The 18,342-nt window shown below is 71.2% G+C and carries 18 protein-coding genes; 8 read left to right on the top strand and 10 right to left on the bottom strand.

Annotated elements, in window-relative coordinates:
• The first annotated feature begins 42 nt into the window (after nt 1-42).
• The 7 genes from ACYVAG_RS07890 (at nt 43) to ACYVAG_RS07860 (ending at nt 6,204) form a co-directional block, all read left to right on the top strand.
• Nucleotides 43-474, top strand: a complete 432-nt coding sequence (locus ACYVAG_RS07890; RefSeq protein WP_460768556.1) for an arsenate reductase ArsC — start codon at nt 43-45, stop codon at nt 472-474.
• 60 nt (nt 475-534) lie between these two features.
• Nucleotides 535-1,695 carry a cystathionine gamma-synthase gene (gene metB, locus ACYVAG_RS07885; RefSeq protein WP_460768555.1) on the top strand — a complete coding sequence of 387 codons (1,161 nt, stop codon included), beginning with the start codon at nt 535-537 and terminating at the stop codon, nt 1,693-1,695.
• Nucleotides 1,695-2,354, top strand: a complete 660-nt coding sequence (locus ACYVAG_RS07880; RefSeq protein ID WP_460768554.1) for a pentapeptide repeat-containing protein — start codon at nt 1,695-1,697, stop codon at nt 2,352-2,354. The genes metB and ACYVAG_RS07880 overlap by 1 nt, the downstream gene beginning before the upstream one ends.
• A gap of 88 nt (nt 2,355-2,442) precedes the next feature.
• Nucleotides 2,443-3,393, top strand: a complete 951-nt coding sequence (locus ACYVAG_RS07875; RefSeq protein ID WP_460768552.1) for a siderophore ABC transporter substrate-binding protein — start codon at nt 2,443-2,445, stop codon at nt 3,391-3,393.
• On the top strand, nt 3,390-4,415 hold the full coding sequence (locus ACYVAG_RS07870) for an ABC transporter permease (RefSeq protein WP_460768551.1): 1,026 nt from the start codon (nt 3,390-3,392) through the stop codon (nt 4,413-4,415). The genes ACYVAG_RS07875 and ACYVAG_RS07870 overlap by 4 nt, the downstream gene beginning before the upstream one ends.
• A complete protein-coding gene (locus tag ACYVAG_RS07865) occupies nt 4,412-5,413 on the top strand; it encodes an iron chelate uptake ABC transporter family permease subunit (protein WP_460768550.1) in 1,002 nt (333 codons plus the stop codon). The genes ACYVAG_RS07870 and ACYVAG_RS07865 overlap by 4 nt, the downstream gene beginning before the upstream one ends.
• 32 nt (nt 5,414-5,445) lie before the next feature.
• Complete coding sequence (locus ACYVAG_RS07860; RefSeq protein WP_460768548.1) at nt 5,446-6,204, top strand: iron ABC transporter ATP-binding protein; 759 nt, start codon at nt 5,446-5,448, stop codon at nt 6,202-6,204.
• Nucleotides 6,205-6,289: 85 nt separating this feature from the next.
• On the opposite strand, the gene aroB is transcribed toward ACYVAG_RS07860, so the two are convergent.
• From aroB to ACYVAG_RS07815, 9 genes are all read right to left on the bottom strand, one after another.
• A complete protein-coding gene (gene aroB / locus ACYVAG_RS07855) occupies nt 6,290-7,396 on the bottom strand; it encodes a 3-dehydroquinate synthase (protein ID WP_460768547.1) in 1,107 nt (368 codons plus the stop codon).
• Nucleotides 7,389-7,889, bottom strand: coding sequence for a shikimate kinase (locus ACYVAG_RS07850; protein WP_460768546.1), 501 nt, complete (start codon nt 7,887-7,889; stop codon nt 7,389-7,391). The genes aroB and ACYVAG_RS07850 overlap by 8 nt, the downstream gene beginning before the upstream one ends.
• Nucleotides 7,886-9,118, bottom strand: a complete 1,233-nt coding sequence (gene aroC / locus ACYVAG_RS07845; protein ID WP_460768544.1) for a chorismate synthase — start codon at nt 9,116-9,118, stop codon at nt 7,886-7,888. The genes ACYVAG_RS07850 and aroC overlap by 4 nt, the downstream gene beginning before the upstream one ends.
• Nucleotides 9,119-9,131: 13 nt before the next feature.
• On the bottom strand, nt 9,132-10,010 hold the full coding sequence (locus tag ACYVAG_RS07840; RefSeq protein WP_460768542.1) for a shikimate dehydrogenase: 879 nt from the start codon (nt 10,008-10,010) through the stop codon (nt 9,132-9,134).
• Nucleotides 10,004-11,122: an endolytic transglycosylase MltG gene (gene mltG, locus ACYVAG_RS07835; RefSeq protein WP_460768541.1), complete on the bottom strand. Its 1,119-nt coding sequence runs from the start codon at nt 11,120-11,122 to the stop codon at nt 10,004-10,006. The genes ACYVAG_RS07840 and mltG overlap by 7 nt, the downstream gene beginning before the upstream one ends.
• Nucleotides 11,119-11,613 (bottom strand): Holliday junction resolvase RuvX, encoded by a 495-nt coding sequence (ruvX, locus tag ACYVAG_RS07830; RefSeq protein ID WP_460768540.1) that lies wholly within the window; start codon nt 11,611-11,613, stop codon nt 11,119-11,121. The genes mltG and ruvX overlap by 4 nt, the downstream gene beginning before the upstream one ends.
• A gap of 135 nt (nt 11,614-11,748) precedes the next feature.
• Entirely contained in the window at nt 11,749-14,439 is a 2,691-nt protein-coding gene (gene alaS, locus ACYVAG_RS07825) for an alanine--tRNA ligase (protein ID WP_460768538.1), read from the bottom strand.
• 8 nt (nt 14,440-14,447) lie between these two features.
• Nucleotides 14,448-14,726, bottom strand: a complete 279-nt coding sequence (locus ACYVAG_RS07820) for a hypothetical protein (protein WP_460768537.1) — start codon at nt 14,724-14,726, stop codon at nt 14,448-14,450.
• Nucleotides 14,726-15,142 (bottom strand): DUF948 domain-containing protein, encoded by a 417-nt coding sequence (locus ACYVAG_RS07815; RefSeq protein ID WP_460768535.1) that lies wholly within the window; start codon nt 15,140-15,142, stop codon nt 14,726-14,728. Before ACYVAG_RS07815 ends, ACYVAG_RS07820 begins: the two co-directional genes overlap by 1 nt.
• Nucleotides 15,143-15,224: 82 nt before the next feature.
• Between ACYVAG_RS07815 and ACYVAG_RS07810 the strand changes: the two genes are divergently transcribed.
• Nucleotides 15,225-16,970, top strand: a complete 1,746-nt coding sequence (locus tag ACYVAG_RS07810; protein ID WP_460768534.1) for a hypothetical protein — start codon at nt 15,225-15,227, stop codon at nt 16,968-16,970.
• On the opposite strand, the gene ACYVAG_RS07805 is transcribed toward ACYVAG_RS07810, so the two are convergent.
• A complete protein-coding gene (locus tag ACYVAG_RS07805; protein WP_460768532.1) occupies nt 16,945-18,315 on the bottom strand; it encodes a replication-associated recombination protein A in 1,371 nt (456 codons plus the stop codon). The genes ACYVAG_RS07810 and ACYVAG_RS07805 overlap by 26 nt on opposite strands.
• Nucleotides 18,316-18,342: the final 27 nt, after the last annotated feature.

Below are 18,342 nucleotides of genomic sequence, written 5' to 3'. Positions count from 1 at the left end.
CCCTCCTCTTCGTCTCACAACACCACCCAAGGAGATCTGTAGATGACCACGCCCGATCAGCGCCCCTCCGTCCTCTTCGTCTGCGTCCACAACGCTGGCCGTTCACAGATGGCCCAGGCCTGGCTCCGCGAGCTCGCCGGTGACGCCGTCGAGGTCCGCTCGGCCGGCTCCGCGCCGGGCACCACGGTCAACCCCGCTGCCGTCGCCGCGATGAACGAGGTCGGCATCGACATGAGCGCGGCCCAGCCGAAGGTCCTCACCACCGAGGCCGTGCAGGCCTCCGACGTCGTCATCACCATGGGCTGCGGGGACGCCTGCCCGTTCTTCCCCGGCAAACGGTACGAGGACTGGAAACTGGACGACCCCGCCGGGCAGGGTGTCGAGGGAGTGCGTCCGATCCGTGACGCCATCCGCGAGCGGGTGCTCACCCTGTTGGCGTCCCTCGACGTGCCGGTTATTTCCGAGCACCTCTAGGAAGGACTCAGACGTCGGACAGGTCCACCCCACCGCACGGCCCCGACTAGGGTCGACTCCATGGAGATGTCCCCCCTGACCCGTGCCGTGCGCTCCGGAATCGCGTCCGAGAAGGAGTTCGGCGACGTCACGCCGCCCATTCACCTGAGCACGAACTACGTGTTCGACGGGCTCGGGGGCAAACCCGCGTACGACTACAGCCGGGCGGGGAACCCGACCCGCGACGTGCTCGCCGACGCCCTCGCGACGCTCGAGGGCGGAGCGCGCGCCGTCGTGACAAGCTCCGGGATGGCCGCGGTGAACGTCGTCGTGGTCGCCACCGTGCGGCCGGGCGGCCGGGTCGTCGTGCCCCACGACTGCTACGGCGGCACGTTGCGGCTCTTCCGGCGCCTGTCCGAGCGCGGCTGGTTCGACCTCGACGTCGTCGACCTGACCCAGACCGAGAACGCGGTCGCGCACATCACCGAATCCCGTCCCGCGCTCGTGTGGATCGAGACGCCGTCGAACCCCCTGATGCGGGTGACCGATGTCGCCGCGATCACCAACGCCACCAGGGAATCCGGCGGATTGAGCGCGGTCGACAACACCTTCTGCACGCCCCTGCTGCAGCGGCCGCTCGAACTCGGGGCGGACCTCGTCGTGCACTCGACGACGAAATACATCAACGGCCACTCCGACGTCATCGGCGGGGCGATCGTCGCGAAGAACCCGGAGCTCGGCGACGACGTCGCCGCCATGGCCAACACCGTGGGCGCCACCGGCGGCGCGTTCGACTCGTGGCTGACGATGCGGGGGCTGCGTACGCTGCCCGCCCGCATGCGCGTCCACCAGGACAACACGCTCGCGGTCGTGGAGGCGCTCCAGGGCCACGACGCCGTCACTGCCCTCCACTTCCCCGGCCTGCCCGACCACCCCGGCCACGACCTGGCCTCCCGCCAGCAGGACGGCTTCGGCGCCATGGTCAGCTTCGAGGTCGCCGACCGCGCGGCCCTCGACCGGTTCCTCGACGGCCTGTCCTGCTTCACCCTCGCCGAGTCGCTGGGCGGCACCGAGTCGCTCGTCTGCAACCCCGGCACCATGACCCACGCCTCAATGTCGCCCGTGGACCAGGCGGCGGCGGGCCTCACCGAGGGCCTCGTGCGCGTCTCGGTCGGCCTCGAGGAGGCCGGCGACCTCGTCGCCGACCTGCTCGCGGGTCTGGACCGCGCGGGCGCACGCTGATGGCCGCGGGCCCGCGTACGCCCACTCCCCCGCGGCTCGGCACCCTGGCCGAGCGCGGGCTCTCCCCCGACGACGTCGCCGACGACCTCGTGCTGTCGGACGCGCGCATCGCCGACGCGTACGCCGAACAGGCCGGCGCCGACTTCGCCGAGGTGACCGGCGTGGAGTTCGTGGGCGGCACGCTCGCCGGCTCGCAGTGGTATCGCGGCCGCTGGGTCGACGTCGCCCTGTCCGGCGTGGACCTCGCCAACGTCGTGTTCACCGAGTCGAGCTGGGAACGGGTCGACGGCACCGGCGTACGCGCCACCGGGCTGCAGCTCTCGCAGGCCCGCCTGACCGATGTCGCACTCACCGACTGCCCGCTGGGCCTGCTGAACCTGCGGAGGTCGACGCTGCGCCGCGTACGCCTGGTCGGGTGCGACCTCACCGACAGCCAGTGGGGCGAGGCCGAGCTGACCGATGTCGAGTTCGTGCGGTGCCGCCTCGCGGGGGCCGAGATGTCGACCATCGGGCGGCTGGCGCGCGTACGCCTCGTCGACTGCGACCTCGACGGCATCTCGGGGCTCGGCGCACTGCGGGGCGCGGTCGTGCGCGGGGCGGACCCGCTGGTCGTGGCGACGGCGCTGGCGCGGGAGGCGGGGCTGTCGCTGGAGGCGTGAGTAACGTCACAGTCTTTACGTCACACTTGCGTGGAATAAATCTGACCCTTTAGGTTAGGCACACCTAATCCCCTAACCAGGAGACGCGATGTTGCGCATGCTGACGGTCCTCGTGGCCGCCGCCCTCACCCTCGTCCTCGCCGCATGCGGCGGGACGAACAAGCCGGCCGGCGAGAACCAGGCCGCCGCCCTGACAGTCACCCACGCCCAGGGCACGACCAAGATCGAGAAGACCCCCAAGCGCATCGCCGTCCTCGACTTCGGCGCCCTCGACACCGTGAAGGCCCTCGGCCTCTCCGACCGCGTCGTGGCCCTGCCCAAGCAGGCCATGCCGTCGTTCCTCTCGGAGTTCGCCGACGACAAGTACGCCAACCTCGGCACGCTCGCCGAGCCGAACTACGAGGCGCTGAACAAGGCCAACCCCGACCTCGTCATCGTCGGCTTCCGCTCGGCGAAGACCTATCCCGAGATGAGCAAGCACTGGCCGACGCTCGACATCACCTTCGGGTCAGACAAGGACCTGATCTCCGGCACCGAGCACGCCGCGAAGATCATCGCGCAGGGGTTCGGCCCCGAGGTCGTCGCCGAGGCCGACAAGCAGGTCGCGGCGCTGAAGACGCAGGCCGACAAGGTCAAGGCGACCGGCGCCTCCGCCGGCAAGGGCCTGGTGCTGATGACCAGCGGTGGCAAGGTCACGATGCACGGGCCGAAGTCGCGCTACGGCGCCATCCACACCCTGTTCGGCGTCCAGACGGCGAAGTCCGACATCAAGGAGGACGCCCACGGTGAGCCGGTGAGCTTCGAGCTGGTGGCCAAGACCAACCCCGACACCCTGTTCGTCGTCGACCGCGACGCCGCGATCGGTACGCAGGGCCAGAACGCCATGGCGATCCTCGACAACGAGCTCGTGCGCGGCACGACCGCCTGGAAGAACAACAAGGTCGTCCAGCTCGACGGCAAGCGCTGGTACATCACCATCCACGGCCTCGCCAACGCCGGCGCCATGATCGACGAGGTCGCGAAGGGCCTGTCGAAGTGACCTTGCTCGAGCTCCGGGCAGACGGTCGTCCGCGCGGCGACCGACCCACCCCTCAGCCCGTCGCCACGTCGTCCGAGGTGGCGGCGGGCCGCCGCCGTGTCGGGCTCGTCACGGGGCTCGCGCTGCTGATGGCCGCGCTCGTCGTGGTCAGCCTCCTCGTCGGCGCCGGCGACCTGAGCGCGAACCTCCTGGTCGTCTCGCGCATCCCGCGTACGCTGGCCGTCGTCCTCGCGGGTGCGGCCATGGCCGTGGGCGGGCTGCTCATGCAGCTGCTGGTCCGCAATCGGTTCGTCGAGCCCTCGACCGTCGGCACCACCGAGTCGGCCGGCGCGGGCCTGCTGGCCGCGACGCTGCTCGCCCCCGGCATGCCGGTCGTCGGCAAGATGGGTGTCGCCGTCCTGGCCGCGCTGCTCGGCACCTGGCTGTTCCTCCGGGTGCTGCGCGCCGTGCCGCCGGAGTCGGCGATGGTCGTCGTGCCGCTCGTCGGGCTGATGCTCTCGGGTGTCATCTCGGCCGGCACCACGTTCGTGGCCTATCAGTTGGACCTCCTGCAGACGTTGACGATGTGGATGACCGGCGACTTCTCCGGCGTCCTGCGCGGCCGCTTCGAGCTCCTGTGGCTCGTCGCCGTCATGCTCGTCGTCACCTGGCTGTGGGCCGACCGCTTCACCATCGCCGGCCTCGGCCGCGACCACGCCACCGGGCTGGGCCTGTCCTACCGCCAGGTGATGGCGGTGGGACTCACGCTGGTCGCGGTCTCGAGTGCGGTCTGCGTCGTGGTCGTCGGCTCGCTGCCCTTCCTCGGCCTGGTCGTGCCGAACCTCGCCAGCATGTTGCTGGGCGACCGCCTGCGCCGCTCGCTGCCCGTCGTCGCCCTCGGCGGTGCGGCGTTCGTGCTGGCCTGCGACATCCTGGCCCGCACGCTCAACCACCCCTACGAGCTTCCGGTCGGCATCATCGTCGGCGTCATCGGCGCGGCGATCTTCCTGACCCTCGTGCTGCGCCGCGGGGGTCCCCGGTGACCGCCGTCCTCCAACCCACGCGGCAATCCACGGCGCGGGCGACGCGACCGGCGCGCCCCGGCGTACGGCTGGCGGTGCTGGGATTCCTCGCGCTGGCGTCGATCGCGGCGTTCTATCTCATCGGCGCCAACGGCAACCTCGACTTCGTGCTCGCGTTCCGCACGCGCAAGGTCGTCGCGCTGGTGCTCGTGGCCGTGGCCGTCGCCGTCTCGACGGTGCTGTTCCACACCGTGACGACCAACCACATCCTGACGCCCTCGATCATGGGCTTCGACGCCCTGTACGCCCTCCTCCAGACCTCGCTGGTGTTCGTCTGGGGCGCATCGGGACTGGCGAAGCTGTCGCCGCCCGTGGCCTTCGTCGTCAACACCGTCGCGATGATGACGCTTGCGACGTTCCTGTTCTCGTGGCTGTTCGGGCGGATGGGCCGCTCGATCCACGTGCTCGTGCTCGTCGGCCTCGTGCTCGGCACGCTGCTGCGGTCGGGCAGCGCGCTGCTGCAGCGCATCATGGACCCCAACGCCTTCCTCGTGCTGCAGTCGAAGCTGTTCGCGTCGTTCAACGCCGTCGACCAGCGCCTGCTCGCGATCGGCGGTGTCATGGTGATCGCCACCGTCGCATGGGTGTGGACGCGCCGCCGCGAGCTCGACGTCGTCGCGCTGGGCTCCGACCTCGCCACGACGCTGGGGGTGAACCACCGCCGGGCCGTGCTGCTCGCGCTGCTGGCGACGTCGCTGCTGGTGTCGGTCTCCACGTCGCTGGTCGGCCCGATCACGTTCTTCGGCCTGCTCGTCGCGAACCTGGCGTACGCGGTGTTGGGCACGCATCGCCACGCGTACACGCTTCCCGGGGCCGCGCTCGCCGCGATCATCTGCCTCGTCGGCGGCCAGGCGATCCTCGAGCACGTGCTCGACATGGGCACCGTGCTCAGCGTGATCATCGAGCTCATCGGCGGGTTGGTGCTGATCGTGCTGCTCGTCCGCCCCCGCAAGACCTGACGTCACGAAACCCCTACAGAACACGGATTCCCATGATCACGCTCGACTCGGTCCGCAAGTCCTACGGCGCGCAGGTCGTCGTCGACGACGTCGACCTCGAGATCCCGCCGCGCGGCATCACCTCGATCATCGGGCCCAACGGCGCCGGAAAGTCCACCCTGCTGGGGATCGTGGCCCGCCTGCTGTCGGCCGATGCCGGTCGCGTCACCGTGGCCGAGCTGGACGTCGCGTCGTGCGACACGCGCGAACTGGCCCGCGTACTCGCGGTTCTCAAGCAGGACAACCATCTGGCGGTGCGGCTGACGGTCGCGGAGCTCGTCGCGTTCGGTCGCTATCCCCACTCCGGCGGGCGGCTGACCGACCACGACCGGGCGCTGGTGGACACCGCGATCTCCTACATGGACCTTGACGACCTGCGCGACCGCCACCTCGACGCGATGTCGGGCGGCCAGCGCCAGCGCGCTTTCGTCGCCATGGTGCTCGCGCAGGACACCGACCACATCCTGCTCGACGAACCGCTGAACAACCTCGACATGCCCCACGCGCGGTCGATGATGCGGCGCCTGCGCCGCGCGGCCGACGAGCTGGGCAAGACGATTGTGCTGGTCGTGCACGACATCAACTTCGCGTCGTGCTGGTCCGACCGCATCGTCGGCATGCGCGACGGAGCCGTCCACGTCGTCGGGACGCCCGACGAGGTCATCCGCGAGGACGTGCTGCGTGACCTCTACGCGATGGACATCGCCGTGCACGAGATCGAGGGCCGCCGCATCGCGACGCCGTACTGGTGACCCCTCCTCGTATTAGCGACCCGTAATCCCACCCAGCACGCCGTACACGGTGTGCTGAGTGTGATTACGGGTCGCTAATACGGGGCTAGGCGGTCAGGCGCGCGTACGCCGCCTCGAGCTCGGCCTCCGGCGGCCCCGCCACGACCTCGGCCGACGCCACGTCGTTGAGCAGCACGAACCGCAGCTGCGCCCCACGCGCCTTCTTGTCCAGGCTCATGGCCGCGCGCAGGTCGGGCCAGGCGTCGGGCGCGTACGCCACCGGCAGTCCCACCGACGCGAAGGCCGCGCGATGGCGGTCGGCGACGTCGTCGGCGAGCAGGCCCAGTCCGCGGGCGAGCTCGGCCGCGTACACGCAGCCGACGGCCACGGCATCGCCGTGCCGCCAGCGGTATGCCTCCCGCTTCTCGATCGCGTGCGCCAGCGTGTGGCCGTAGTTCAGCAGCTCGCGCCCCACGCGGCCGCCCACCGACGTGGTCTCGCGCAGGTCGCCCGACACAACGTCGGCCTTCACCTGCACGCCGCGGCGGATCAACTCCGCCAACCGGGCCGAGCCCGGCTTGCACGAGTCCGAAGGTGACTCCTCGACCAGCCGCAGGATCTCGGGGTCGGCGATGAAGCCACACTTGACGACCTCGCCCAGCCCGGCGCGCAGGTCGGCCTCCGGGAGCGTCTCCAGCAGCCCGAGGTCGCACAGCACCGCGATCGGTTCGTGGAAGGCGCCGACGAGGTTCTTGCCCGCGGCGATGTTGATGCCGGTCTTCCCGCCGACCGCGGCGTCGACCATGCCGAGCACCGTGGTCGGGACTGTCACCAGGTCGACCCCGCGCAACCACGACGCGGCGACGAAGCCGGCGAGGTCGGTGGTCGCTCCCCCGCCCATGCCGACGACGAGGTCGGAGCGCGTGAATCCGTGCTGCGCAAGTCGATCCCAGCACGTCACCAGCACGTCGGCCGTCTTCGCCGCCTCCGCGTCGGGGAGCTCGACGAGCACCACTCCCTCGAAGCCCGCGTACTGCTCCGCCACCTGTCGCATGACCGGCGCGTGCAGGATCGCCACGCGGTCGCGCCCCTCCATCAGCCCCGGCAGCAGGTCGAGTGCGCCCGGCCGGACCTCGACGTCGTACGCGCGCTCGGCCGCCACGCGGATGGGCGCGGACGCGCCCCTTTGCTGGTCCATAGGAGAGTCAGCCACGCTTCAGCTCCGCCAGTACGCGGTCGCGTACGTCTTCCGGTGACAGGTCGTCGGTCTCGATGACCACGGTGGACACCTCGCGATACAGCGGGAGTCGCTCGGCCAGCAGCTTCGCGAGCTGGCCCCGCACGTTGCCCATCAGCAGCGGGCGCGCGACGTTCAGCCCGACGCGGTTCGCCGCGGTGCTGGCCGACGCCTGCAGCCACACGACGTCGTGGCCGGCCAGCGCCGCGCGGACCTTCGGGTTCAACACGGCGCCGCCCCCCAACGACACCACGGCCTCCGATGACTCGCCCAGCACCGAGACCGTCGCATCTTCCTCCAGGGCACGGAAATAGGGCTCGCCTTCGGTGGCGAAGATCTCGGCGATCGAGCGGTCCTCGCGCCCCTCGATCAGCCGGTCGACGTCGACGAACTCGACCCCGAGCCGTTCGGCCAGCAGTGTGCCGACGGTCGTCTTCCCGACGCCCGGCGCGCCGACGATCGCGATCATCGGCCCACGCCGTTCGCCGCGATCCCCACACCGTTCGCCGCGATCCGCAGTCCGCGCGCCTCGACGTCCGCCAGGTAGGACTCGACATTGCGCCGCGTCTCCCCCACCGAGTCGCCGCCGAACTTCTCCAGCACGGCCTCCGCCAGCACCAGCGCGACCATCGCCTCGGCGACCACGCCCGCCGCCGGCACCGCACAGACGTCGGAGCGCTGGTGGTGGGCCACGGTCTCCTCGCCCGTCGCGGTGTCCAGCGTACGCAGGGCCCGCGGGACGGTCGCGATCGGTTTCATGGCCGCGCGGACGCGCAGCACCTCGCCGGTCGACATGCCGCCCTCGGTGCCGCCGGCGCGCCGACCCGCCCGCGCGATGCCGGACTCCCCCGGGACGATCTCGTCGTGGGCCTGCGAGCCGCGCGACCGGGCCAGGTCGAAGCCGTCGCCGACCTCGACGCCCTTGATCGCCTGAATGCCCATCAGCGCACCGGCCAGCCGGGCGTCGAGGCGGCGGTCGCCCTGGATGTGGGAGCCGAGCCCCGGTGGGCAGCCGTGGGCCACGACCTCCACCACGCCCCCGAGGGTGTCGCCGTCGCGGTGGCACGCCTCCACCTCGGCCACCATCGCCGCCGCCGCCTGGGGATCGGCGCAGCGCAGCGGGTCGGCGTCGATGCGCTCGAGGTCGGCGATCGTCGGCACGACGTCGCCCGACGCCCGCACCGGGCCCAGCTCGACCACGTGGGACAGCACCGTGATGTTGCACGCCTGCTCGAGGAACGCGCTGGCCACGCGGCCGAGCGCCACCCGTGCGGCGGTCTCGCGGGCCGACGCGCGCTCGAGGATCGGGCGCGCCTCGTCCCAGTCATATTTCTGCATGCCGACCAGGTCGGCGTGACCCGGCCGCGGCCGTGTCAGCTTCTTCGCGCGGGCCTGGGCCTCGAGCACCTCCGCGTCAACGGGATCGGCGCTCATCACCGTCTCCCACTTGGGCCACTCGGTGTTGCCGATCATGATCGCGACGGGCGAGCCCAGCGTCTCGCCGTGGCGCAGGCCGCCGAGGAACGTGACCTCGTCGCGCTCGAACTTCATGCGCGCCCCGCGGCCGAACCCGAGCCGGCGCCGAGCGAGCGCGTCGGCGACGTCGTCAGAGGTCACCCTCACGTGGGCGGGCAGCCCCTCGATCGTCGCCACGAGGGCGGGGCCATGGGACTCTCCGGCGGTCAACCAACGCAGCATGGGCGCCAGTCTGTCAGAGCGCGCCGCGTCGGCGGAGTTCTTCTTGACCCGCAGACATAAGTACGCCGGGCTCCACGGCCTGTCCCGTCATCAGCCGCACCTGGTGGGCAGCCTGGGCGACGAGGAGATCGAGCCCGGAGAACGTCGGCAGGCCCGCGTGCTCGGCCGCCCTCGCCAGAGGTGTCGGCCACGGGTCATAGATGATGTCGAACACCGCACCGCTCGACGCCACGAGCTCGTCGGCCAGGTCGTCGGCCACTCCCGCGGTCACCGCCGACACGAGCAGGTCGCTGCGCGGCGGCGTCCCCCACGGCACCACCTCGAGCTCGACGCCGAGTTTCTTCGCGACCGGCTGCCACGGGCGTACGCGGTCGGGCGTACGCGCGACGACCGTGACCCGGCGTACGCCCAGCCGGCCCAGCGCGACGAACGCCGCGCGGGCGGTCGCGCCGCCGCCGAGGATGACGGCGTGGGCCTCGACCGGCGTCGCTCCCTGCGCCAACGATCCCGACCACGGCCGCAGCACGTCCTCGAGCCCCAGCACGTCGGTGTTCGTCATCTCGCACGCCGGCGGCCTCCCATCGGGGTGATGGACGACCAGCGTGTTCGCGCAGCCGGCCTGCATGACCAGGTCGTCGAACGACGCCCGGTTCACCGCGACCTCCTTGAGGGGCATCGTCAGGCTCAGCCCGCGCCACTGTGGTCCGAGACCGGCCACGAACGCGTTCAGCTCCGCCGCCGACCCGATCTCGATCGCCTCATAGGTCCAGTCCAGGCCCAGCTCCGCGTACGCCGCCCGGTGGAGCACCGGCGACAGCGAATGGGCGATCGGGGAGCCCAGGACGGCGCACCGCCGCCCGGTCCCTGCCCCGCCTGTCTCCGTGCTCAGCACTTCCCCGGGTTGGCGCTGCACCACTGGCGCCACTTGTTCACGTTGGTCTGGTGACCGTTGAGGTCGTCCGCGTACGCCGTCTCGCCGTTGTCGAGGTTGATCGCCACGAAGAACTTCCAGCTGCCCTCGGCCGGGTTGGCCGCCGCCTGCAGCGACTTCAGGCCGGGCGCGTCGATCGGGCCCGGCGGCAGGCCCTTGTGGACATAGGTGTTGTAGGGCGACGGGTTGGCGCGCATCTCGGCCGTCGTCTCGGCGCCGGTGCCGCGGGCGCGGTTGTTCGCATAGTCGACGGTGGTGTCGAGCTGCAGCGGCATGCCGATCGCCAGGCGGTTGTAGAGGACACGCGCGATCTTCGGGCGGTCCTCGTCGCGGCGGGCTTCCGCCTCGATGATCGAGGCGACGATGACGAGCTCGCGGGGGCTCTTGCCGAGCGCCTTGGCGCGTTCCTCGAGGTTGATCTCGCGGGCCTTGCGGTTGAAGTTGCCGGCCATCACCTTCAGCGGCGCCTTGGGGTCGTCGCCCGCGATCTGGTAGGTGTCGGGGAACAGGAATCCCTCGGGATTGTCGTTCGCCCACTCCGACAGGCCGTACTCCTTGCCCTTCTTGCCGGCCTCGGCGAGCTTGTCCTCGGGGATGCCGGTCTTCTGGGAGATCGCCTTGTATTGCTCGGCGAGCCGCAGTCCCTCGATGACGGTGAACGTCTTGCCGCCCTTGAGGCCGGCCTTGAGCATCTGGTCGATCGCGTCGCGCGCCTTCATCTTCGTCTTCAGCGCGTAGGTGCCGGCCTGGAGGTCGTTGACGTTCGGGAACTCCTCCTTGGCCTTGTCGAAGGCGTCGGTGGAGGCGATGACGTCGGAGTCGTGGAGGATGCCGCCGATCTCGTCGACCGTCGAACCGTCGGGGATGTCGATCGAGACCTCGGCCTCACCCGGGCCCGGGTAGTCCTCGGCGGTGAACAGGCCGGTGATCGCGGCGGACGTCTTGGAGTAGGCGTACAGCCCGCCGCCCACGAGGATGGACAGCGACAGGATCACCGCGAACGCGCTCTTCGCGATGCGCGCGATGTCATTCCAGTCGCGCGGCCCCTTGTCCGGATCCAGCAGACTGCTCAACGTTCGTCCCTTTCCTCGCCACCGGGCTCGGCGCCGGCGACCTGTTCGCCGGGCGGCCGACCGGTGCGCCGTTCGGCCTCGAGCGCGTGCTCGAGGATCGTCACGGCGGCGACCTGGTCGATCACCGACCGCTGGTTGCGGGCCTTGCGGCCCTGGCCCGTCAACATGCGCGAGGCCGTCACGGTGGTCAGCCTCTCGTCGAGCAAGCGTACCCGAACCGGCGAAACCGCCCTCGCGTACGCGGCCGCGTGTTCGCGGATGCGGGCAGCGGGGGGGCCCTCGCTGCCGTTCATGTTGCGGGGCAGGCCGACGACGACCTCGACCGGCCCGTATTCCTCGGTCAGCGCCGCGAGCCGGGCCATCGCCCGCGGCCCGGCCTGCACGGTCTCGACCGGATAGGCCAGGACACCCATGGCGTCGCACGCGGCGACGCCGATGCGGGCCTCGCCCCAGTCGAGCCCGAGGCGTACGCCGGGTCGCAGGTCAGACATGGGCGCTCCTCGACTCGGCCGCAGGCGGCCTCGCTCGGAGAACGTTCACCAGAAGGGCCGCAGGCGGCCTCGCTCGGAGAACGTTCACCAGAAGGGCCGCAGGCGGCCTCGCTCGGAGAACGTTCGCCCCGCGCCTCACGACTGGGCCACGTGGCCCACGGCGTGCTCGACCGCCGTCAGCGCCGCGGGCACCGCGGAGCCGTCGGAGCCGCCGCCCTGGGCCAGGTCGTCCTTGCCGCCCCCCTTGCCGCCGAGCTTCTCGCACGCCGTGCGCACGAGCTCGCCGGCCTTCAGCCCGCGACCGCGCGCGGCCTCGGTGGTCGCGACGACCACGGCGGGCTTGTCGGACGTGCCGCCGACCAGCGCCACGACCGCCGGGCGGTCGCCGAAGCGCTGGCGCACCTCCATCGCGAGCGTACGCAGGTCGCCGCCCGCGACGCCCTCGACGTGGCGGCCGACGAACTGGACGCCCCACATGTCCTTGCCCGCGTCAACGAGGGCCTGGGCGTTGCCGAGGACCTCCTTCGAGCGGTGGGCCGCGATCTGCTTCTCGGCGTCCTTGAGCTGCGCCATGATGCGCTCGACGCGGTCGGTGACTTGGTCGGGCTGGACCTTCAGGACGGTCGCGAGGTTGCTGACGATGGCGCGCTCGGCCGCCATGTGGCGGAACGCGTCGGTCGAGACCAGGGCCTCGACGCGGCGTACGCCCGACCCGACCGACTGCTCGCCCAGCAGGGTCAGCAGGCCGATCTGCGAAGCGTGCTGGACGTGGGTGCCGCCGCACAGCTCGCGCGACCACGGGCCGCCCATCTCGACCATGCGGACGATCTCGGGATATTTCTCCCCGAACATCGCCATCGCGCCCATCTCCTTGGCCTTGGCCAGGGGGAGCTGCTGGGACGTGACCTGCAGGTCGTCGCGGATGGCCTCGTTGCACAGGCCCTCGATCTCGGCGCGCTGGTCGGCGCTGAGGCCGGCCGTCGCGTTGAAGTCGAAGCGCAGGTAGCCGGGCTTGTTGTAGGAGCCCGCCTGCACCGCCGTGGGTCCGAGCTGCTGGCGCAGCACGGCGTGGACGACGTGGGTGGCTGAGTGGGCCTGGCACGCGCCCATGCGCGCGAACGCGTCGACCGCGGCGGTGACCTCCTGGCCGGTGGCGAGCTCGCCGCTCCCGACCTCCACGCGGTGGACGACCAGGCCCTGGACCGGGCGCTGGACGTCGACGACGTTCAGCTCGACGCCGTTCGCCGAGATGGTGCCGGTGTCGGCGTCCTGGCCGCCCGACTCCGCATAGAACGGCGTCTCGGCGAGCACGACCTCGACGGTCTCGCCCGCGCGGGCGCTGTCGACGAGCTGGCCGTCACGGACGAGGCCGAGCACGCGCGAGTCGGCCGAAAGGTCGGTGTAGCCCAGGAACTGGGTCTCGCCGTGGCCGCGCAGCGTGCGGTAGGCCTCCACCGCGACGGTGCCGCCCTTCTTGGACTTCGCGTCGGCCTTGGCGCGGTCGCGCTGCTCCTGCATGAGGGCGGTGAAGCCGTCGCGGTCGACCGCGAGGCCCTGCTCCGACGCCATCTCGAGCGTCAGGTCGATCGGGAAGCCGTACGTGTCGTGGAGCTGGAACGCACGCTCGCCCGACAGCGAGGCCGCGCCGGACTTCTTCACGTCGGCGACCGCGAGGTCGAAGATCTGCGTACCGGACTGGAGCGTGCGGCGGAAGGCCTCCTCCTCGGCGTACGCGACCTGCGAGACGCGCTCCCAGTTCTGGGCGACCTCGGGGTAGGACTCCTCCATCAGCTCCTTGCTGATCGGCAGCAGCTCCGGCAGCACGGGCGCGTCGACGCCCAGCAGGCGCATGGCGCGCACCGAGCGGCGCAGCAGGCGGCGCAGCACATAGCCCCGCGCCTCGTTGCCTGGCGTCACGCCGTCGGTCATCAGCATCAGCGAGCTGCGGACGTGGTCGGCGACCACGCGGAGGCGCACGTCGTCGTCCTCGTTGCGGCCGTACCTGCGGCCCGACAGCTCGGACGCGCGCTCGATGACCGGATAGACCTCGTCGATCTCATAGAGGTTGTCGACGCCCTGCAGCAGGTAGGCGACGCGCTCCAGGCCCATGCCGGTGTCGATGTTCTTGCTCGGCAACGGGCCGAGGATGTCGAAGTCGTCCTTCGCCCGGACCGCCGACAGCTCCTCGGTCTGGAACACGAGGTTCCAGATCTCGAGGAAGCGGTCCTCGTCGGCCTCGGGGCCGCCGTCGGGACCGTATTCGGGACCGCGGTCGATGTAGATCTCCGAGCACGGGCCGCCGGGGCCCGGCACACCCATGTGCCAGTAGTTGTCCTTCAGCCCGCGCATCTGGATGTGCTCGGCCGGCACGCCGACCTTGCGCCACAGCTTGATGGCCTTGGTGTCGCCCTCGGGGTAGTCGGGGTGGTGGCCCGGTCCGAGCACGGTCACCCAGACCTTGTCCGGGTCGAAGCCGAGGCCGCCGTCGCGCTGGGAGCCCGTGACGAGCTCCCATGCGTACGCGATGGCGTCGGCCTTGAAGTAGTCGCCGAACGCGAAGTTGCCGTTCATCTGGAAGAACGTGCCGTGGCGCGTGGTCTTGCCGACTTCCTCGATGTCGAGGGTGCGGACGCACTTCTGCACGCTGACGGCGCGCTTGAAGGGCGCGTCCTCGGCGCCGGAGAAATAGGGCTTGAACGGCACCATGCCGGCGTTGACGAACAGCAGGGTCGGGTCGTTGTGGAGCAACGGCGCCGAGGGGACGATCGTGTGGCCGCGGTCCTCGAAGAAATCGAGGAACCGACGCCGGATGTCGGCGGTCTTCATCGGGGTCCTCAGTTCTTGCTGGTGGGGGTGGACGTCGTGGTGGTGGTGGCCTGGCGCGCGTTGGCCTCGTCGAGGTGCTCGGAGGTGCGCTTCTGGGCGGCGTCGGCCGCCGCGGCGACGAACGAGAACACCTGCTTGGCGACGTCGACGCCCCGGTCGGCGGCCTGGCGGCCCACCTTGCGCCCGATGTTCTCGGGCGTGACCTCGCGGGCCTTCTTCTGGCCCTGGAGCGTGGCGTACACGCCGGTGCCGAGGCCGAGGACGAAGAAGAACAGGTTGCGGAACATCAGTCTCGCTCTCTCACTTGGTGTGGTGCGGGTGGTGTGGTGCTGGGGTCTGCAGTCGGGTCGAGGGCACGGCGTACGCGGCGTCCCACGGCGGCGGTCCGCCGCAGCGGCGCCGACACCGTGGCGGTGAACAGCGACGCGACCTGGGCGGCGTTCTCCGACACGACGGTGGCGTGGCCGGACACCTTCGCGGCGTCCTCGGTCACCACCGCGAGCTTCTCGAGCTCGACGTTGGTCGCCGCGACCGTGCCGCGCAGCTCGTGGAGGATCGGCACCGAGCTGTCCCCCACCCCGCGCACGGCCAGCCGCAGCTCGTCGAGCACCCGGCCGAGCTTCAGCAGCGGCACCGCGCAGAACCCGACGAGCACCAGGAACGCGCCCGCGGCGATGAGCCCGGCGATCTCTCCTGCGGTCATGGTTCTCCTGGGTGTCGGTCGGCGTACCCGCCCAGCCTAGTGCAGCGCGCGGGTGTCGGTCCCACCCATTACTGTGCCGGTCATGGCGCGCGTGAATCCCCTGCTGGTCGGCTGGTACGCCCTGCGCGTCCTGCTGACCCACGTGTTGCTCGACCCGGTGCGCGAGGGCGGGCCCCGGCCGATGGGGTGGTCGCGACCCGTGCGCGTCGCGATGGGGGTCGGCCTGCTCATCTATGTCACGCTCATGGTCGCCGCGCTCGTGTCAGGATTCGTGCCCGACAGGCCCTCCGGCAACCTGCTCCTGTCCCAGCCCGGGCGTTGGCTCGTGGCGCTGGGGACGAGCGCGGTGCTCTATTTCGCCTACGTGGGCTCGGTCCACCTGCCCCTGCCGCTGCAGGTGCTCGTGGGCGTGCTGCTCGCGGGGCCGATCCTCGTCAGCGTCGGAGCCTCGTTCATGTTGGCCAACGCGCTCGGCGGCCCGGGGCCGATGCTGTTCTTCCTCGTCATCCTGCCGATCCAGCTGGCCTCGTGGGCGGCGATGATCGTGCTCGGCCTGCGCCAACGCCGTCGTCCGCTGACCGGCACGTGGTTCGCCGCCGCGGGGCTGGCGTTCGGGCTGGCGTACGTCTTCCCCCACGTGATCGCCCTCATCGTCGACGACGGGACGTCGCCGAGCAGCCAGACCATGACCTTCCTGACCGTCACGATCCTGACGTTCGCCGGCATGCCGTTGGCGATCGCGTCGGGGGTGGCGTTCGCGGAGATCACGGTGCGGGCGATGTCGTGGTCGATGATCGCGCTCCGACCCCACGTGTCGACCCCGTTCTGGATGGTCGCCGTGGCGCTGCTGGCCGGCGGCCACGCGTACCTCTTCTCGCGCAACGTGACCGTCGACCGCGCGACGATCGGCGCGATCGGGGTGGCCGCCGCCACCGCACTGATCGCGCTCGGGGCCGGATGGTTCGCCCTCCAACTCGCGCGGTCGCGGGGGCCGGTGGACGCGCCACGGCCGGGCGACATCGCCGACGGTCTCCCGGGCGTCGCCCTGCTGCTCGGCGTGGCTTCGATCGGCTGGGCGCTGCTCGTTCCGTTCGGCCTGCCGATCGTCACGATCCAGAAGATCTGGGCCGGCGTGCTCGCGGCCCTCTGCCTCGCGCTGACGGTGCGCGCGGTGCGGCGGGCCCAGACGGTGCCGTCGCTGCTCTATGCGGTGTTCACTGTCGGCTATGCCCAGAACGCGTGGGCCCTCGGCGACCGTGCGGTCGCGCGCGACGTGATCACCCACCCCCTGCTCGCGCTGGTGCTGCTGGTCGCGCTCGCGTGGTGGGGCGTACGCGGCCAGCTGACCCCGTCCCACTGGCTGATCGTCGCCGTGGGCCTGGCGACGACCCTGGTGTTCCCGTGGCGCACCGAGATCGCCGAACCCATCAACATCGTCGTGCAGGGCGGGGCGGGCGCGCTGCTGTTCGGCCTGGTCTGGCGCGTGCTGACCGACGCGCGGTTCACGCGCGAGGGCACCGCCCGGTTTCCCATCGACGCCCGCGCGCTGATGTTCGCCGCCCACGTCCTCATCGCCACCACGGCCGCGTGTGTGGTGGTCTACGGCCAACAGAACTCGGCGTACGACCTCGAACGACAGGCGGTCGTCGGCAGCCTCGTGATGGGGCGGTTCACCATCGTCGCCGTGGTCGTAGGTCTGATCGAGATCGCGCGGTTCCACGTCGACCCCGACCCCGAGGCTCCCCCGCCGCCGGCGGTGCTGCCGGGGGCTGCGCGGCGCCGGGAGGCCCGCGTACGCGGGGTCAGTCCTTCCCCAGGATCTCGTTGATGCGTTCCAGCCGGCGCGCGATCGCGGCCTCGTGGCCGTGCTCGGTGGGCTGGTAGTAGCGCGAGTCGGCGAGCTCGTCGGGGAGGTACTGCTGGCGGGCGATGCCGTGGTCGGCGTCGTGCGCATAGACATAGCCGACCCCGTGGCCCAGCGCCTTCGCGCCGGGATAGTGGCCGTCGCGCAGGTGGGCCGGGACCTGCCCGATGCGGCCGGCCTGAACGTCGGCGGCGGCCTCGTTCAACCCCATGTACGCGGCGTTCGACTTCGGCGCGGTGGCACACGCGACGACGGCGTGGGCGAGGTTGATGCGGGCCTCCGGCATGCCGATGAGCTGCACGGCCTGGGCGGCGGCGACGCAGGTCTGGAGGACCGACGAGTCGGCCATGCCGATGTCCTCGCTGGCGAGGATCACCAGGCGGCGGGCGATGAAGCGTGGGTCCTCCCCCGCCGCGATCATGCGGGCGAGGTAGTGGAGGCTCGCGTCGACGTCGGAGCCGCGCATCGACTTGATGAACGCCGAGATCACGTCGTAGTGCTGGTCGCCGTCCTTGTCATAGCGCACTGCCGCGCGGTCGACCGCGCGCTCGATGGTGGCCAGGTCGATCTCGGAGGCGCCGTTCGCGTCGGCGCCCGCGGCGGCCTCCTCCAGGTAGGTCAGCACGCGGCGCGCGTCGCCGCCGGCCATGCGACGAAGGGTCTGACGCGCCTCGTCGGTGAGGGTGATGGGGTCGCCCGCGGCGGTGCGTACGCCGCGCTCGTCGGTCAGCGCGCGGTCGATCAGCGCGTCGATGTCCTCGTCGGTGAGGGGCCTCAGCGTGAGGAGCAACGACCGGGAGAGCAGCGGCGAGATCACCGAGAAGCTCGGGTTCTCGGTGGTGGCGGCGATGAGGGTGACGATGCGGTTCTCGACGGCGGGCAGCAGCACGTCCTGCTGGGCCTTCGAGAAGCGGTGGACTTCGTCGACGAACAGCACGGTGTGGACGCCCCTGGCGAGGTCCTTCCGCGCGGTGTCGAGGACCTGGCGTACGTCCTTGACGCCGGCGGTGACCGCCGAGATCTCGACGAACTTCGCGTCGTTGGAGCGGGAGACGACCGAGGCGATCGTGGTCTTGCCGACGCCGGGCGGGCCCCACAGGAACACCGACATCGAGGCCGAGCCGGCCGCGAGGCGGCGCAGCGGCGACCCGGCGGCCAGCAGGTGCTGCTGGCCGACGATCTCGTCGACCGTACGCGGGCGCAGGCGGACGGCCAGCGGGGCGCCGGAGCGGTCGGTGTCGGCGAGGGAGCCGCCGCCGGTGGCGCCGCTCGCCTCCGGGGTCACGTTGCCGAACAGGTCCTCCGTCACCGAAGGGATGATACCGGCGTGCGGCGA

It is taken from the genome of Mariniluteicoccus flavus, from assembly GCF_054776655.1.
This window is presented reverse-complemented; position numbering and strand designations above follow the sequence as displayed.